The following is a 15,991-nucleotide window of genomic DNA, read 5'->3' as shown; positions in this document are numbered from 1 at the left end:
CGTCCGCGGAGCGTGGGTGACCGCTCGCGCGGTCCCGCGTTCGGTGCAACCCGGCGTGACGTCGTCCGTTCCCCGGGTGATCGTGGACGGGACCAGTTCTAGGTTCCGGGACGAGACGGTGCGGGATGAGCGAAGAGACGATCACCGAGATCCTGCCCCCGCTCCGGCACTGGCCGGCACTCGACATGAAGGGCGTCGACTTCGACCCGGTGCTGACCGAGCTGATGCGCGAGGGTCCCCTGACCCGGATCCGGCTCCCCCACGGCGAGGGCTGGGCGTGGCTGGTCACCCGGTACGACGACGTACGTGCGGTGGCCGACGACCCGCGCTTCAGCCGCCAGGCGGTCAGGGACCGGGCGGTCACCCGGTTCACCCCGCACTTCGTCCCGCAGGGCTCCGGGGCGGCCGGCGCGGTCGCCTTCCTCGACCCGCCCGACCACACCCGGCTGCGCCACGCGGTGGCCGCCGCGTTCACCGCGCACGGCCTGGAACGGGTGCGGGAGAAGTCCCGCCCGATGCTCGACGAGCTGGTCGACGAACTGCTCCAGGACGGCCCGCCCGCCGACCTGACCGCGGCGGTGCTCAGCCCCTTCCCCAGTGCCGTGGTCTGCGAACTGATGGGCGTCCCGGCCGCCGACCGGCACGGCATCCACACCTGGACCGAGCTGATCGTGTCCCTGTCGCACGGGGCGCGGGTCGGCGAGCGGGCCCGGCACGAGATGGCCGCCTACTTCGCCGACCTCGTCGGCCTCCGGGAGGGCGGCACCGGCGAGGACGTGACCTCCCTGCTGGGGGCCGCCGTGGGCCGCGGCGAGGTGACGCTGGAGGAGGCCGTGGGGCTCGCGGTCCAGCTCCAGATCGGCGGCGAGGCGGTGACGCACAACAGCGGCCAGATGTTCTACCTGCTGCTGACCCGCCCCGACCTGGCCGAACGGCTGCGCGCCGAGCCGGAGATCCGGCCACGGGCCGTCGACGAGCTGCTGCGCTACATCCCGCACCGCAACACGGTCGGCCTGTCGCGGATCGCCCTGGAGGACGTGGGGGTCGGCGGCGTGCGGATCCGGGCGGGCGACGCGATCTACGTGTCGTACCTGTCCGCGAACCGGGACCCCGACGTCTTCCCGTACCCGGAGACGATCGACTTCTCCCGCGGTCCCGTCCCGCATGTGGCGTTCGGCGCCGGGCCGCACTCCTGCCCGGCCGGGCATCTGGCCCGTATGCAGTGCGAGCTGCTGGTCGAGGTGCTGCTGGAGCGGGTGCCCGGCCTGCGGCTGGCGGTCGCGCCGGACAAGGTGCCCTTCAGGAAGGGCAGATCGGTGCGCGGCCCCGAGGCGCTCCCGGTGACGTGGTGACGGCTCCGAAGGGCTTGCGGGCCCTCCGGAGCCGTTGCCGCTAGCGGATCGGCATGCCCGAGAGCGTCCGCGCGATCACCAGCCGCTGGATCTCGCTCGTGCCCTCGAAGATGGTGTAAATGGCCGCGTCGCGGTGCATGCGCTCCACCGGGTACTCGCGGGTGTAGCCGTTGCCGCCCAGGATCTGCACGGCCTGCGCGGTGACCTTCTTCGCCGTCTCGCTCGCGAAGAGCTTCGACATCGAGCCCTCGGCGGCGGTGAACTGCTTGCCGTTGATCGCCATCCAGGAGGCGCGCCAGACCAGGAGACGGGCCGCGTCGATGGAGGTGCGCATGTCCGCGAGCTGGAACGCCACGCCCTGGTTGTCGATGATGGGCCGGCCGAACTGCTCACGCGTCTTGGCGTAGTCCAGGGCGACCTCGTACGCGGCCCGGGCGGTGCCCACGGCCATGGCGCCCACGGCGGGCCGCGAGGCCTCGAACGTGGCCATCGCCGCGTTCTTCACCCGCTCGCCGCCGCTCCTGGCCCGCTCCCGGGCCCGGGCGAGGCGGTGGTCGAGCTTCTCCTTGCCGCCGAGGAGGCAGGAGCCGGGCACCCGGACATTCTCCAGGACGACCTCGGCGGTGTGCGAGGCGCGGATGCCGTGCTTCTTGAACTTCTGGCCCTGGGACAGACCCGGTGTGTTCGGCGGCACGATGAAGGAGGCGTGGCCCTTGGAGCCGAGCTCCGGGTCGACGACCGCGACGACGACGTGGACGTTGGCGATGCCGCCGTTGGTCGCCCAGGTCTTGGTGCCGTTGAGCACCCACTCGTCCTTGGCCTCGTCGTACACGGCACGCGTGCGCATGGAGGCCACGTCGGAACCGGCGTCCGGCTCGGACGAGCAGAACGCGGCGACCTTGACGTCGTTGGCGTCGCCGTACATCTGCGGGATCCAGGTGCCGATCTGCTCCTCGGTGCCGTTGGCGAGGACGCCGACGGCGGCCAGACCGGTGCCCACGATCGACAGGGCGATGCCCGCGTCGCCCCAGAACAGCTCCTCCATCGCCATCGGGATGCCGAGCCCGGTGGGGTCGAAGTACTGCTGGGCGTAGAAGTCGAGGGAGTAGATGCCGACCTTCGCGGCCTCCTGGATGACCGGCCAGGGAGTCTCCTCACGCTCGTCCCATTCGGCGGCCGCGGGGCGGATGACGTCGGCGGCGAAGCCGTGCAGCCAGTCCCGGACCTCCTTCTGTTCGTCGTTGAGCTCCATGGTGAACTCGGCCATGTCCCCTCCAGCGGCGACGCACGTGCATGTTACTTGCGGTAACCGAAGTCTGTTACCCGCGGGTAGGAAAAGTCAACTCCCCATGACCGGTCAGCAGCCTGTTCGATGCCCTTCACCCGCCGGGTGTTAGTTTGCGCAGGCGTTACCGATTCAGCACGGGTGGGGAGAGCTCATGGACACCACACAGCGGACCGACCAGCAGCGGTCCGCCGACCGCCGCCGGCGCGAACTGCTGGAGGCCGCGGACAGGGTGGTGCTGCGCGACGGCCCACAGGCCTCCATGAACGCCATCGCCGCGGAGGCCGGCATCACCAAGCCGATCCTCTACCGGCACTTCGGTGACAAGGGGGGACTCTACGCCGCGCTGGCCAAGCGGCACACCGACGCCCTGCTGGACTCGCTGCGGGCCGCACTGGACGCTCCCGCGGACCGGCGCGAGCGGGTGGAGGCGACCCTGGACACCTATCTGGCCGCGATCGAGGCCCGGCCCCAGGTGTACCGGTTCCTGATGCACCCCGCCGAGGGCGGGCAGCCCGGGGACCCGGGGTTCGACGTCGGCCAGCACTCCGCGCCCCTGCTGCGCAGGATGGGCGAGGAGCTGGGGCAGGTCATCGAGGACCGGCTGGATCTCGGCCCCGGGAGCCAGTTGCTGGCCCGGGTGTGGGGGCACGGGATCGTCGGGATGATGTACGCGGCGGGCGACTGGTGGCTGGGTGAACGGCCCTGTGCGCGGGCGGAGTTGGTGCGGAGCATGGCGGACCTGTTGTGGGGTCGGCTTGCGGCGGCGGGGGACAAGGTCGGAGGTCCGGGGTTCTGACGGGCGTATGCCGAGTGCGGGCCGGCGGGGGCTTGTCGCGCCCACGCGGCGGAGCCGCACATGGACACAGCCCCGCGCCCTAGGCGGGATCACTCACCCTGCGCCAAGGGGATCTGGTCACTTGTCGCATGAGCTTGCGCTTGCGCCGGCCCGTCAGGTGGTCCGCGTAGGTCCTGCCCCGCAGGTGGTCCGTCTCGTGTTGTAGACATCTTGCGAAGAAGCCCGTGCCGTGAATCGTCACGGGCTCTCCTGTCACGGTGAAGCCCTCCACCACGGCGTGGTCGTGGCGCTCCACACCCGCCTCCAGGCCCGGCAGGGACAGGCAGCCCTCCGGGCCCCGGAGCACCACGCCGTCCTGCTCCACCAGGCGGGGGTTGACCACGTGGCCCAGGTGACGGGTCTCCTCGTCGTCGGGGCAGTCGTAGACGAACACGCGCAAGGGGACGCCCACTTGATTCGCCGCGAGGCCCACGCCCTCGTGCGCGTACATCGTCGCGAACAGGTCCTCGACGAGCGTCGCCAGCTCCGGGCCGAAGTCCGTGACCTCCGCGCAGGGTTCGTGCAGCACGGGGCTGCCGAGCAGGGTGAGGGGCCGGACCCGGCCACGGGTGCCCGGAATGGAGCCGTTTCGCATGGCCGCAAGGGTACGGCGATTCGGGAGTGCCTACGGATCTCGATAGGCTGAGGTCCACACCACGTGGCCGGAGGCAGAGTCGCGGCGCGTACGCAAGGAGGATCGAGAACTGATGACAGGCAACTCGGACCCGCTCTCGCCGCGGGCCAAGCTGGCCGTGACGGCGGGCAAGGCCGTCGCGGCGGCATCCCGAGCCGCGGGACGCGGCAGCGGTTCGGTCATCGGCGGCCGGGTGGCCCTCAAGCTCGACCCCGACCTCCTCGCCCGGCTCGCCCAGAACCTGGACGTCGTCCTCGTATCGGCGACCAACGGCAAGACCACCACGACCCGTCTGATCGCGGAGGCCCTGGGCGCCGCCGGACCCGTCGTCTCCAACGCGCTCGGCGCCAACATGCCCGCCGGCATCACCTCGGCGCTCGCCGGCGGCTCGGACGCCCGGTACGGCGTCATCGAGGTCGACGAGAAGTACCTCGCGGGCGTGGCCAGGGACACCGACCCCAAGTGCATCGCCCTGCTGAACCTCTCCCGCGACCAGCTCGACCGCGCCGCAGAGACCCGCATGCTCGCCGAGAACTGGCGTGAGGGACTGGCCGGTTCGAAGGCCGTCGTCGTCGCCAACGCCGACGACCCGCTCGTCGTGTGGGCCGCGTCCTCCTCCCCCAACGTCATCTGGGTCGCCGCCGGACAGATGTGGAAGGACGACGCCTGGTCCTGCCCGTCCTGCGGTGGCGTGATGCAGCGCCCCGGCGACGACTGGTTCTGCGGCGAGTGCGGCTTCCGCCGTCCCACGCCGAGCTGGGCGCTCTCCGGTGACCACGTGCTCGACCCGCACGGCTCGGCCTGGCCGATCCACCTCCAGCTCCCCGGCCGCGCCAACAAGGCCAACGCCGCCTCGTCCGCCGCCGTCGCCGCCGTCTTCGGCGTACCGCCGCAGGTCGCCCTGGAACGCATGTACCAGGTGCAGGCCGTGGCCGGCCGCTACGACATCGTCCAGTTCCAGCAGCGCGACCTGCGGCTGCTGCTGGCGAAGAATCCGGCCGGCTGGCTCGAGACGTTCAGCCTGATCGACCCGCCGCCGACCCCGGTGATCCTCTCCGTCAACGCCCGCGGCGCCGACGGCACCGACACCTCCTGGCTCTGGGACGTCGACTACACGCGCCTGACCGGCCACCCGATCTGCGTGATCGGCGACCGGAAGCTGGACCTCGCGGTGCGCCTCGAGGTCGCGAACCAGAACTTCCAGGTCTGCGACAACCTCGACCAGGCCGTGCAGATGAGCCCGCCCGGCCGCATCGAGGTCATCGCGAACTACACCGCCTTCCAGGACCTGCGCCGCCGCGTCGGCAACTGAGACTCAGGGGACTTTTGTGAGCGACAACCAACTGCGGGTCGTCTGGATCTACCCCGACCTGCTCAGCACCTACGGCGACCAGGGCAACGCCCTCGTGATCGAGCGCCGGGCCCGCCAGCGCGGTCTCGACGTGGCCCGCCTGGACGTGCGCAGCGACCAGCCGATCCCGACCTCCGGCGACATCTACCTGATCGGCGGCGGCGAGGACCGGCCCCAGCGGCTGGCGGCCGAGCGGCTGCGCCGGGACGGCGGTCTGCACCGGGCCGTGGGCAACGGCGCGATCGTCTTCTCGGTGTGCGCCGGCTACCAGATCCTCGGCCACGAGTTCATCAACGACCTCGGCCAGCGCGAGCCGGGCCTCGGCCTGCTCGACGTGGTCTCGGTGCGCGGCGAGGGCGAGCGCTGCGTCGGCGACGTGCTCGCCGACATCGACCCGCGGCTCGGCCTGCCCCCGCTGACCGGCTTCGAGAACCACCAGGGCGTCACCCACCTCGGCCCCACCGCCCGCCCGTTCGCCAACGTCAAGCTGGGCAAGGGCAACGGCACCGGGGACGGTACGGAGGGGGCGTACAACGACACCGTCTTCGGCACCTACATGCACGGGCCCGTGCTCGCGCGCAACCCGCTGATCGCCGACCTGCTGCTGAAGCTCGCGCTCGACGTCAACGCGCTGCCGCCGACCGACGACCGCTGGTACGAGGCCCTGCGCAACGAGCGCATCGCGGCCGCGCAGCAGCCCGCCTGAGAGAGGCGTTCACCTCGGTTCCAGGCACCGGTCACCAGCCCGTCTGACGAGGTGTCCGCACAGGTGAGCGGGGCCGTCCAGCAGGCGGACGCATGCTTCGGCCCCGCCCCCTCCTGCCGCTAGGGTGGCGGGGTTCCAGCCGGACAGCGCGGTCCGGACCCATGCCACGTCCCATCGCTGAAAAGGTTCTCGCGGCTATGCGCATTGGTGTCCTCACGTCCGGCGGCGACTGCCCCGGCCTGAACGCCGTCATCCGGTCCGTCGTGCACCGTGCCGTCGTCGACCACGGCGACGAGGTCATCGGCTTCCGGGACGGCTGGAAGGGCCTCCTGGAGTGCGACTACCTCAAGCTCGACCTCGACGCCGTGGGCGGCATCCTGGCCCGCGGCGGCACGATCCTCGGCTCCTCCCGGGTCCAGCCCTCGCATCTGCGGGACGGCGTCCAGCGGGCGAAGGGACATGTCGAGGAGCTCGGGCTCGACGCGATCATCCCCATCGGCGGTGAGGGCACGCTCAAGGCCGCCCGCCTGATGTCGGACGCCGGGCTGCCGATCGTGGGCGTGCCGAAGACCATCGACAACGACATCGCGGTGACGGACGTCACCTTCGGGTTCGACACGGCCGTCGGTGTCGCCACCGAGGCCCTCGACCGGCTCAAGACCACCGCCGAGTCGCACCAGCGGGTCCTCGTCGTCGAGGTCATGGGGCGGCACACCGGCTGGATAGCGCTGCACTCCGGGATGGCGGCCGGCGCGCACGCCATCGTGGTGCCGGAGCGTCCCTTCGACATCGAGGAGCTGGCCCGGCGGGTCGGCGAGCGGTTCGAGGCGGGCAAGCGGTTCGCGATCGTCGTCGCGGCGGAGGGTGCCAAGCCCGCGCCCGGTTCCATGGCCTTCGACGAGGGCGGCAAGGACATCTACGGCCACGAGCGCTTCGCCGGGATCGCCCGCCAGCTCTCGATCGAGCTGGAGGAGCGGCTCGGGAAGGAAGCCCGGCCGGTCATCCTCGGGCATGTGCAGCGGGGCGGTACGCCGACCGCGTACGACCGGGTCCTGGCCACCCGGTTCGGCTGGCACGCGGTGGAGGCCGTGCACCGCGGGGAGTTCGGTCACATGACCGCGCTGCGGGGCACCGACATCGTGATGGTGCCGCTGGCGGAGGCCGTGGAGACGCTGAAGACGGTCCCCGCGGACCGCTACGAGGAAGCCGAGTGCGTCCTGTAGACCGGCGCGCAGGGCACTGAGGAATCCGCCCCCGGTCGCAGTCGCGGCCGGGGGCGGTTCTAGTCTGTGTGGCGGACAGACTTGCACAACCCCCACGAATCAGGAGCCGCCGCGATGGACCACAGCGGGCACGGCATGACCCACGATCTGCCGCCGTTCACGCTGGGACGAGGGCTTCAGTGGTCGGCCGACCCCTTCTTCCTCGTCGCCTGCCTCCTCGCGCTCGGCCTGTACGCGTGGGGCGTCGTGCGGCTGCGGCGGCGGGGGGACGCGTGGTCCGTGGGGCGGACCGTCTCCTACGTGACCGGTGTGCTGTCCATCGGGCTGATGATGTGCACCGGGCTGAACGACTACGGCATGGTCATGTTCAGCGTGCACATGGTGCAGCACATGGTGATCAGCATGCTGTCGCCGATCCTCGTCCTGCTCGGCGCCCCGGTCACCCTGGCCCTGCGGGCGCTGCCCGTCGCCGGCAAGGGCCACAAGGGGCCGCGTGAGCTGCTGCTCGCGCTGCTGCACAGCCGGTACATGCGGATCATCACGCATCCGGCCTTCACCATCCCGCTGTTCATCGCGAGCCTGTACGCCCTCTACTTCACGCCCATCTTCGACTTCCTGATGGGGTCGAAGACCGGCCACGTCGCGATGATGGTCCACTTCCTCGCCGTCGGTGTCGTCTTCTTCTGGCCGATCATCGGCGTGGACCCGGGACCGCACCGGCCCGGGTACCTGATGCGGATGCTGGAGCTGTTCGCCGGGATGCCGTTCCATGCGTTCTTCGGCATCGCGCTGATGATGGCGTCCGAGCCCATGGTGGAGACGTTCAAGAACCCGCCCGCCTCGCTCGGCATCGACGCGCTCTCCGACCAGAACTACGCCGGCGGTATCGCGTGGGCGTTCAGTGAGATTCCCTCCGTTCTGGTGCTCATCGCACTGCTGTTCCAGTGGTACGGCTCCGAACAGCGGCAGGCCAAGCGCTCGGACCGGGCCGCCGACCGGGACGGCGACAAGGAACTCGAGGCGTACAACGCGTATCTGGCCTCTTTGAGCACCCGCGAGCGATAAGAGGCTTCGCCTTTCCGGAGCATTCAGTAGCATGAAGCGCGTTGGGGGAACCGCCGGGGGGAGCGGTCATGACACTTCGCGCATTTATGCACAGGATCGCCGTCCTGGCGATTTCCGCGCTGCTGCTGAGTGGCTGTGCGCAGGGAAATCCACTGACGGTGGTCAAGGCGGTCGCCGTCGGTGTGCCCTCGCTCGCGCCGTTCTTCGAGGAGAACAGCGGGCTGGGCAGGGACACCGCCGCCGTGCGGTCGCGGCCCGTCCAGGGAAGTCTCCAGCAGGGGGACACGCCCGGCCTGTACGGCGGCAGCAAGCAGCCGACCATCTGTGACGTCGCCAGACTCAAGCGATTTCTCACCGATCCCAGGAATCACGAAAAGGCACAGGCGTGGGCCGGCGTGCTGAACATCGGCACGAACGGGATACCGGAATATCTGGATCGGCTCACACCGGTTCTGCTCCGTCACGACACTCTCGTCGAGAACCACGACTACAAGAAGGAAAAGGCCGTCCCGTACAACTCCTTGCTCCAGGCGGGAATCGCGATTCTTGTCGATGAACAAGGGCTTCCGGCTGTGAAGTGCTCGTGTGGAAATCCCTTGCGGCCCTTCACCGGCGACACCGGCCGGATTTCCGTCCGGTTCGAGGACGGCAACAAGAAGTGGGCGGGATACGCACGCGAGTCCGTGATGGCCGTGAAGCCCGCGCCGCGGAAACTGGAACGGGTCGCTCTCGTCGACGTCCGGGAACCGGCCCGCGGCATCGACCGCCCGGTCGGCACCGCCGGGGAGAAGGACACCGTCTTCGATGCGCGCAAGCGGCGCACCGTACCGGACCTCGCCGGGCGGACCTTCGCGCAGGCGAGCCGGGCGCTGATCGAGGCGGGCCTGGCGGCCGGGTACGCCGGGCAGGGGACACCGTCCGACGCGGCGAGGGTCACGGCGAGCGATCCGCCCGCGGGGACCGAGCTGCCGTTCGGGCGGTACGTGACGCTGACCGTGACCGGGGACGGCACGGGTGCCTCCGGCGGGGGGACCGGGCCGACGACCACTCCCCCACCGCCGTCCCCGCCGCGAAGGTCGCCGCCGGGCACATCGCCGCCGCCCCCGTCGTCGGGGCCCTCGGGCTCGCCGGGGTCGTCCTCGGCCGGCGGCGGGCCGGGCGGCACGTCCTCGGCACCGCCGGCCTCGGCCGGCAACAGGCCCGGTGCGTCGTCCTCGGCACCGCCGTCCTCGGCGCCGCCGTCGTCCAGCGCGCCAGCCGACACCCCGAGGACCAGCACCGCCCCAGCGCCACCGTCACCGCCGCCTGCGTCTCCGCCTCCGCCTCCGTCGACGACCAGCGCCCCCGTCTCCAGCGCCCCCGTCACGAGCGCGCCCGCCACCGGTGCGCCCGCGACCGACGCGCCCGTCACCGGCGGGCCGAGCGCCACCGTCGCCACGTAGCGTCCCGCAGAACCGGGGAGTCACCGGATGCCTTCAGGATCACCGACGTCGGGAGTGGGCCGGATCATCGCCGGTCGGTACCTGCTGCTGAACCCGCTCGGCAGCGGCGGCATGGGTCATGTGTGGCTCGCCCACGACCAGAGACTCGCCTGCGAGGTCGCGCTCAAGGAGATCGTCTTCCGCGACCCCGGGGAGGCGGGCCACGAACGGGAGGCCCGGGTGGCGCGGGCCCGCGCCGAGGCCCGGCACGCGGCGGGGCTGCGCGGCCACCCCCACGTGGTGACCGTGCACGACGTGCTGGAGCACGACGGGCTGCCCTGGATCGTCATGGAGTACGTCGCGGACGCCGTGGACCTGCGCGACCTGGTCGGGACCCGCGGACCGCTCGCCCCGGCGGAGTGCGCGCGCATCGGCCTCGCCGTGCTCGACGCGCTGACCGCCGGGCACCGGCGGGGCGTGCTGCACCGGGACGTGAAGCCGGCGAACATTTTGCTCGCGCCGGACCGCGGCGGGTCCCCGTACGGGCGCGTCCTGCTCACCGACTACGGCATCTCCGTGCGGCCGGAGGCCGGGGAGACCCGCTACACGCTGGCGTCGGTGCTGGTGGGCACGGCGGGCTATCTGGCGCCGGAACGGGCCACGGGCGGCACGCCCACCCCGGCCGCCGACCTGTTCTCCCTGGGCTGCACGCTCTACCACGCGGTGGAGGGGGTGGGCCCCTTCGAGCGGGAGTCCCACCTCGCCGAGGTGACCGCGGTGGTCATGGAGGAGCCGCGGCCCGCCGTGCGCGCCGGCGCGCTGGGTCCCGTACTGCGAGCGCTGCTCGCGAAGGACCCCGGGCGGCGGCTGTCGGCGGAGGAGGCGGAGGCCGCGCTGTCGCGGATCGTGACACCGCAGGCCGAGCCGTACGTCCGGACGCAGACCGACCTCGGTTCCCAACCGCCTTGGGCCGCCGTACAAGCGCCCCCGCCCGGACCGCCGCACGGGTACGGGCCGCACCCCGAGGCCGTGCCGCCCCGAGGCGGCCGTCGGCGGCGGGAGCGCTCGCACGCCCTGCGGGCCGTCCTCGCCTGCGGACTCGGGCTGCTGCTGGCCCTGGGCGGTGTCTGGTACGCGATGGCCGACCGGTCGCCGGACGGCGGGGTCGGCCCGCGGGGCGCGCGGCAGCCGTACGGCGGGACGGTCGGGCTCGCCGCGCCGCTGCGGGACGGCGACTGCGTGATCGCCGACTGGCCGGGGTCGGAGCGGTTCCGGGGGACGCCCAGGCTGCGGCTGGACCCGGCCTGCGACACCGCCCCGGACGGCCAGGTGGTGGCGTTCGCCAGGGCCGCCTCGGCACAGGAGGCGCGGCGGACGGGGGCGGCGGAGTGCGAGGAGCGGACCCGGGAGGTCCGGGAGCGGCTCGCGGACGTCCGCAGCCAGGCCGTCGTACCGACCGACGGCGGCTTCCGGGCGGCGGGGCGGCGCACCGCCTGTCTGGTGCTGGGCGCGCACGGGCCGGTGTACGGGCCGCTCGGGGCGCATCGCGCGCCGGGTTCGCCGTTCGCGGACACGGCGACCATGCAGCGGCGGGACTGCCTGGACGTGCGCACCAACCGGGACGCCCGGCTGGTCTCCTGCGCGGGCTCCCACGACGAGCAGGTGCTCGGATTCACCCGACTGGACCCCGACGTCACCCTGGCCGAGGCACGCACCGAGTCGGACCCGGCCTGCGCCCGGGACGTGCCGCCGGGCGACTACGGCTTCGATCCGTCGGTCTACACGGCGGGCTCCTGGACCAGCGAAGGCCCCTGGAAGAACGGCACACATTTCGTCGTGTGCACCGTGCGCAGGCAGAACGGGGGCACCATGGAGGGGGACGAATCCTGAGGAGGGTGTTGCGATGCCCGGTAGCGGTTCCACGGACGGCTCGACCCGAACGATGGGGGTGCTCACCGTAGGCGGTCTCGTCGCGGTGACCGCCTACACGGTGGCGCTCGGCAGCAACGGCTGGCTGTGGTTCGGCTGGGTCGTGCTGGGTCTGATCACGCTCGGCATGGTGGCCACCCGCAGTACCTGACCGTCAGCCGCCCGTGAGGCGGCTCGCCGAGTGCACGCCCGGCTGGTACTTGGGCAGCCGGGCGGTGATCCTCATGCCCGCGCCTACGGCCGTCTCGATGACGAGGCCGTAGGCGTCGCCGTACACCTGGCGCAGCCGGTCGTCGACGTTGGACAGGCCGATGCCGCCGGAGGGGCTGACCTCGCCCGCGAGGATACGGCGGAGCAGGACCGGGTCCATTCCGGCGCCGTCGTCCTCGATGACGACGAGGGCCTCGGCGCCGGCGTCCTGCGCGGTGATCTGGAGGTGGCACTTCTCGGCCTTGCCCTCCAGGCCGTGCTTGATGGCGTTCTCGACCAGCGGCTGAAGGCACAGGAAGGGCAGGGCGACCGGCAGCACCTCCGGGGCGATCTGGAGGGTGACGGAGAGGCGGTCGCCGAAGCGTGCCCTGACGAGCGCCAAGTAGTGGTCGATGGCGTGGAGTTCGTCGGCGAGGGTGGTGAAGTCGCCGTGCCTGCGGAACGAGTAGCGGGTGAAGTCGGCGAATTCGAGGAGGAGTTCGCGGGCGCGCTCGGGGTCGGTGCGGACGAACGAGGCGATCACCGCGAGCGAGTTGAAGATGAAGTGCGGGGAGATCTGGGCCCGGAGTGCCTTGATCTCGGCCTCGATCAGCCGGGTGCGGGACTGGTCCAGGTCGGCCAGTTCGAGCTGGACGCTCACCCAGCGGGCGACCTCCCCGGCGGCGCGGACCAGGACCGCCGACTCGCGGGGCGCGCAGGCGACCAGGGCGCCGTGGACGCGGTCGTCGACGGTGAGCGGGGTGACGACCGCCCAGCGGACCGGGCAGTCGGGTGTGCCGCAGGTGAGCGGGAAGGCCTCGCCGCGGCCGGTCTCCAGCGGCCCGGCGAGGCGTTCCATGATCTCGGTGCGGTGGTGGCCGCCCACGCCGTCCCAGACCAGGACCTGTTTCTGGTCGGTGAGGCACAGCGCGTCCGTGCCGAGCAGCGAGCGCAGTCGGCGGGCCGACTTGCGGGCGGTCTCCTCCGTGAGCCCGGCCCGCAGCGGGGGCGCGGCCAGGGAGGCGGTGTGCAGGGTCTCGAAGGTGGCGTGCTCGACGGGGGTGCCGAGGCCGCCCAGGGTCTGCGGGCGGGCCGTGCGCCGGCCGAGCCAGAATCCGGCGGCGAGCAGCGGGAGGATCGCGACGCACAGGCCGGCCAGGAATCCGCTCACGCCTTCACCTCCGCCCTGAGCTCCTCCGGCAGGTGGAAGCGGGCCAGGATCGCCGCCGTGCCCGCCGGTACCCGGCCCGCGGTGGCCAGGGACACCAGCACCATGGTGAGGAAACCGAGCGGCACCGACCAGAGCGCGGGCCAGGCGAGCAGGGCGTGCAGGGGACCGCCGGCCGGGAATCCGGCCATGGTCGCGGCCACGGCGAGGAAGGCGGAGCCGCCGCCGACCAGCATGCCCGCGGCGGCGCCGGGCGGGGTGAGCCGCCGCCACCAGATGCCGAGCACGAGCAGCGGGCAGAACGAGGAGGCGGAGACGGCGAAGGCGAGCCCCACCGCGTCGGCGACGGGGAGTCCGCCGACCAGGACGCTCGCGGCCAGCGGGGCGCACATGGCGAGGACCGTGCCGAGCCGGAAGTGCCGTACGCCGCGGGAGGGCAGGACGTCCTGGGTGAGCACGCCCGCCACGGCCATGGTGAGTCCGGAGGCCGTGGACAGGAAGGCCGCGAAGGCGCCGCCGGCCACCAGCGCGCCCAGCAGGTCGCCGCCGAGGCCGCCGATCATGCGCTCGGGGAGCAGCAGGACGGCCGCGTCCGCGTCGCCGGTGAGGGTGAGTTCGGGGGCGTACAGGCGGCCGAGGGCGCCGTAGACCGGGGGCAGCAGGTAGAAGCAGCCGATCAGGCCGAGGACGGCGACCGTGGTGCGGCGGGCGGCGACGCCGTGCGGGCTGGTGTAGAAGCGGACGACGACGTGCGGCAGGCCCATGGTGCCGAGGAAGGTGGCGAGGATCAGTCCGTAGGTGGCGTACAGGGGCCGGTCCTCGCGGCCCGCAGCGAGGGAGGTCGACATGCCGTCGCTGGTGCCGCGGTCGGCGGCGGGGACCGTGGTGCCCTTGGCGAAGGTGAGGCGGGTGCCCTTGGCGATGGCGTGGGTGCCGGCGCGCAGTCGCAGCGTCCGGTCGTCATGGGTGCGGCCGTCGACCGTGCCGGTGACCGTGACGGTCAGGGGGCTCTCCAGCTTGAGGTCGAGCGTGGAGTCGACGCGGACCACGCGCTGTTCGCGGAAGGTGGCCGGTTCCTCGAAGGCGTGGCTGGGGGCGCCGTCGCCCTGCCAGGCGAGGATGAGGAAGAGGGCGGGGACGAGCAGGGCGGTGAGCTTGAGCCAGTACTGGAAGGCCTGCACGAAGGTGATGCTGCGCATGCCGCCCGCGGCGACGGTGGCGACCACGACGGCCGCGACGATCACTCCGCCGAGCCACTGGGGCGCCCCGGTCAGGACGGTCAGCGTGAGCCCGGCGCCCTGGAGCTGGGGCAGCAGGTAGAGCCAGCCGACGCCGACGACGAAGGCGCCCGCGAGCCGTCGTACGGCCTGGGAGGCGAGGCGGGCCTCGGCGAAGTCGGGGAGGGTGTAGGCGCCGGAGCGGCGCAGCGGGGCGGCGACGAACAGGAGCAGGACGAGGTAGCCGGCGGTGTAGCCGACCGGGTACCAGAGCATGTCGGGGCCCTGCACGAGGACCAGGCCCGCGATGCCGAGGAAGGAGGCGGCGGAGAGGTACTCGCCGCTGATGGCGGCCGCGTTGAGGCGGGGGCCGACGGTGCGGGAGGCGACGTAGAAGTCGGAGGTGGTGCGGGAGATGCGCAGGCCGAAGGCGCCGACGAGGACGGTGGCGACGACGACCAGGGCGACGGCCGGCACCGAGTAGCTGGAGTTCACCGGTCCTCGACCAGCCGCACGAAGTCCCGTTCGTTGCGTTCCGCGCGGCGCACGTACCAGCGGGCCAGCAGGACCATGGGGACGTACAGGCCGAAGCCGAGGACGCCCCATTCGAGGCGGTGGGCGTCGGGCATGGCCGCGAAGAGCAGCGGGAGCGGGCCGATGAGCAGCCCGAGGAAGGCGAACACGGCGAGGGCGGCGCGCAGTTGGGTGCGCATCAGGGAGCGGACGTAGGTGTGGCCGAGGGTGGTCTGTTCGTCGATCTCGGTGCGCGGCCGGTAGTAGCCGGAGGCGGGGCGGCCGCGGCGGGGCGGGCCGGTGACGACGACCCGGCGCTCGACGGGGTCCTGGTGCGGCACGGTCAGGGCCTCCTCATCAGCAGGTCCCGCAGCTCGCGCGTGTGGCGGCGGCTGACCTGGAGTTCCTCGCCGCCGACGAGGACGCTCACGGTGCCCGCGTCCAGGCGGAGTTCGCCGACGTGGCGCAGGGCGACGAGGTGGCGGCGGTGGATGCGCACGAACCCGCGTGAGCGCCAGCGGTCCTCCAGCGTGGACAGCGGGATCCGGACGAGGTGGCTGCCCTTGTCGGTGTGCAGCCGGGCGTAGTCGCCCTGGGCCTCGACATGGGTGATGTCGTCGACGGCGACGAAGCGGGTCACCCCGCCGAGTTCGACGGGTATGTGGTCGGGGTCGGGTTCGTGCACGGGTATGCGGGGTGCGGCGTCCAGGCGTTCGGCGGCGCGGCGGACGGCCTCCGCGAGGCGTTCCTTGCGGACCGGTTTGAGGACGTAGTCGACGGCCTTGAGGTCGAAGGCCTGGACGGCGAAGTCCTCGTGGGCGGTGACGAACACGACGAGCGGCGGTTTGGCGAAGCCGGTCAGCAGCCGGGCGAGGTCGAGGCCGTCGAGGCCGGGCATGTTGATGTCGAGGAAGACCACGTCGATGGCCTCGGGGCCGTGCGGCCCGGACTCCAGCGCGCGGTTGATGCGGCGCAGCGCCTCGGTGGCGTCGCCGGCCCCCTCGACGCTGCCGATCCGGGGGTCGGTGCTCAGGAGGTAGAGCAGTTCCTCCAGCGAGGGGCGTTCGTCGTCGACAGCCAGGGCGCGCAGCATGAACCCG

Annotated in this window: 15 protein-coding genes; 9 read left to right on the top strand and 6 right to left on the bottom strand. The window is 72.2% G+C overall.

Features of this window, described 5'->3' with window-relative positions; all coding sequences use genetic code 11:
• Positions 1-125: 125 nt before the first annotated feature.
• Entirely contained in the window at positions 126-1,352 is a 1,227-nt protein-coding gene (locus tag ACZ66S_RS21945; protein WP_469903190.1) for a cytochrome P450, read from the top strand.
• Positions 1,353-1,392: 40 nt separating this feature from the next.
• Here ACZ66S_RS21945 and ACZ66S_RS21940 read toward each other — a convergent pair whose 3' ends face one another.
• On the bottom strand, positions 1,393-2,619 hold the full coding sequence (locus tag ACZ66S_RS21940; RefSeq protein ID WP_469903189.1) for an acyl-CoA dehydrogenase family protein: 1,227 nt from the start codon (positions 2,617-2,619) through the stop codon (positions 1,393-1,395).
• A 172-nt stretch (positions 2,620-2,791) separates the two neighbouring features.
• Here ACZ66S_RS21940 and ACZ66S_RS21935 point away from each other — a divergent pair, with 172 nt between their 5' ends.
• Positions 2,792-3,436: a TetR/AcrR family transcriptional regulator gene (locus ACZ66S_RS21935; protein ID WP_469903188.1), complete on the top strand. Its 645-nt coding sequence runs from the start codon at positions 2,792-2,794 to the stop codon at positions 3,434-3,436.
• A 79-nt stretch (positions 3,437-3,515) separates the two neighbouring features.
• Here ACZ66S_RS21935 and def read toward each other — a convergent pair whose 3' ends face one another.
• Complete coding sequence (gene def, locus ACZ66S_RS21930) at positions 3,516-4,070, bottom strand: peptide deformylase (RefSeq protein WP_469903187.1); 555 nt, start codon at positions 4,068-4,070, stop codon at positions 3,516-3,518.
• 112 nt (positions 4,071-4,182) lie between these two features.
• On the opposite strand from def, the gene ACZ66S_RS21925 reads away from it, so the two are divergent.
• From ACZ66S_RS21925 to ACZ66S_RS21895, 7 genes are all read left to right on the top strand, one after another.
• Positions 4,183-5,421 (top strand): MurT ligase domain-containing protein, encoded by a 1,239-nt coding sequence (locus ACZ66S_RS21925; protein ID WP_053851915.1) that lies wholly within the window; start codon positions 4,183-4,185, stop codon positions 5,419-5,421.
• 16 nt (positions 5,422-5,437) lie between these two features.
• Complete coding sequence (locus tag ACZ66S_RS21920) at positions 5,438-6,166, top strand: type 1 glutamine amidotransferase (protein ID WP_469903186.1); 729 nt, start codon at positions 5,438-5,440, stop codon at positions 6,164-6,166.
• A 197-nt stretch (positions 6,167-6,363) separates the two neighbouring features.
• Complete coding sequence (locus ACZ66S_RS21915) at positions 6,364-7,389, top strand: 6-phosphofructokinase (protein ID WP_469903185.1); 1,026 nt, start codon at positions 6,364-6,366, stop codon at positions 7,387-7,389.
• A gap of 114 nt (positions 7,390-7,503) precedes the next feature.
• Positions 7,504-8,454: a cytochrome c oxidase assembly protein gene (locus ACZ66S_RS21910; RefSeq protein ID WP_469903184.1), complete on the top strand. Its 951-nt coding sequence runs from the start codon at positions 7,504-7,506 to the stop codon at positions 8,452-8,454.
• Between the two features lie 68 nt (positions 8,455-8,522).
• Positions 8,523-9,896, top strand: a complete 1,374-nt coding sequence (locus tag ACZ66S_RS21905; RefSeq protein ID WP_469903183.1) for a DUF6777 domain-containing protein — start codon at positions 8,523-8,525, stop codon at positions 9,894-9,896.
• A 27-nt stretch (positions 9,897-9,923) separates the two neighbouring features.
• A complete protein-coding gene (locus ACZ66S_RS21900) occupies positions 9,924-11,765 on the top strand; it encodes a serine/threonine-protein kinase (RefSeq protein WP_469903182.1) in 1,842 nt (613 codons plus the stop codon).
• Between the two features lie 13 nt (positions 11,766-11,778).
• On the top strand, positions 11,779-11,955 hold the full coding sequence (locus ACZ66S_RS21895) for a membrane protein (RefSeq protein WP_007380401.1): 177 nt from the start codon (positions 11,779-11,781) through the stop codon (positions 11,953-11,955).
• A 3-nt stretch (positions 11,956-11,958) separates the two neighbouring features.
• Here the strand turns inward: ACZ66S_RS21895 and ACZ66S_RS21890 are convergent, their stop codons facing one another.
• The 4 genes from ACZ66S_RS21890 to ACZ66S_RS21875 are packed head-to-tail and all read right to left on the bottom strand — an operon-like array spanning position 11,959 to position 15,984.
• Positions 11,959-13,164 carry a sensor histidine kinase gene (locus ACZ66S_RS21890; protein ID WP_469903181.1) on the bottom strand — a complete coding sequence of 402 codons (1,206 nt, stop codon included), beginning with the start codon at positions 13,162-13,164 and terminating at the stop codon, positions 11,959-11,961.
• On the bottom strand, positions 13,161-14,873 hold the full coding sequence (locus ACZ66S_RS21885; RefSeq protein ID WP_469903180.1) for a sodium/solute symporter: 1,713 nt from the start codon (positions 14,871-14,873) through the stop codon (positions 13,161-13,163). Before ACZ66S_RS21885 ends, ACZ66S_RS21890 begins: the two co-directional genes overlap by 4 nt.
• Positions 14,870-15,232, bottom strand: a complete 363-nt coding sequence (locus ACZ66S_RS21880; RefSeq protein ID WP_469903179.1) for a hypothetical protein — start codon at positions 15,230-15,232, stop codon at positions 14,870-14,872. The genes ACZ66S_RS21885 and ACZ66S_RS21880 overlap by 4 nt, the downstream gene beginning before the upstream one ends.
• 2 nt (positions 15,233-15,234) lie before the next feature.
• A complete protein-coding gene (locus tag ACZ66S_RS21875; protein WP_053847683.1) occupies positions 15,235-15,984 on the bottom strand; it encodes a LytR/AlgR family response regulator transcription factor in 750 nt (249 codons plus the stop codon).
• Positions 15,985-15,991: the final 7 nt, after the last annotated feature.

It is taken from the genome of Streptomyces sp. NPDC107471 (assembly GCF_055582845.1).
This window is presented reverse-complemented; position numbering and strand designations above follow the sequence as displayed.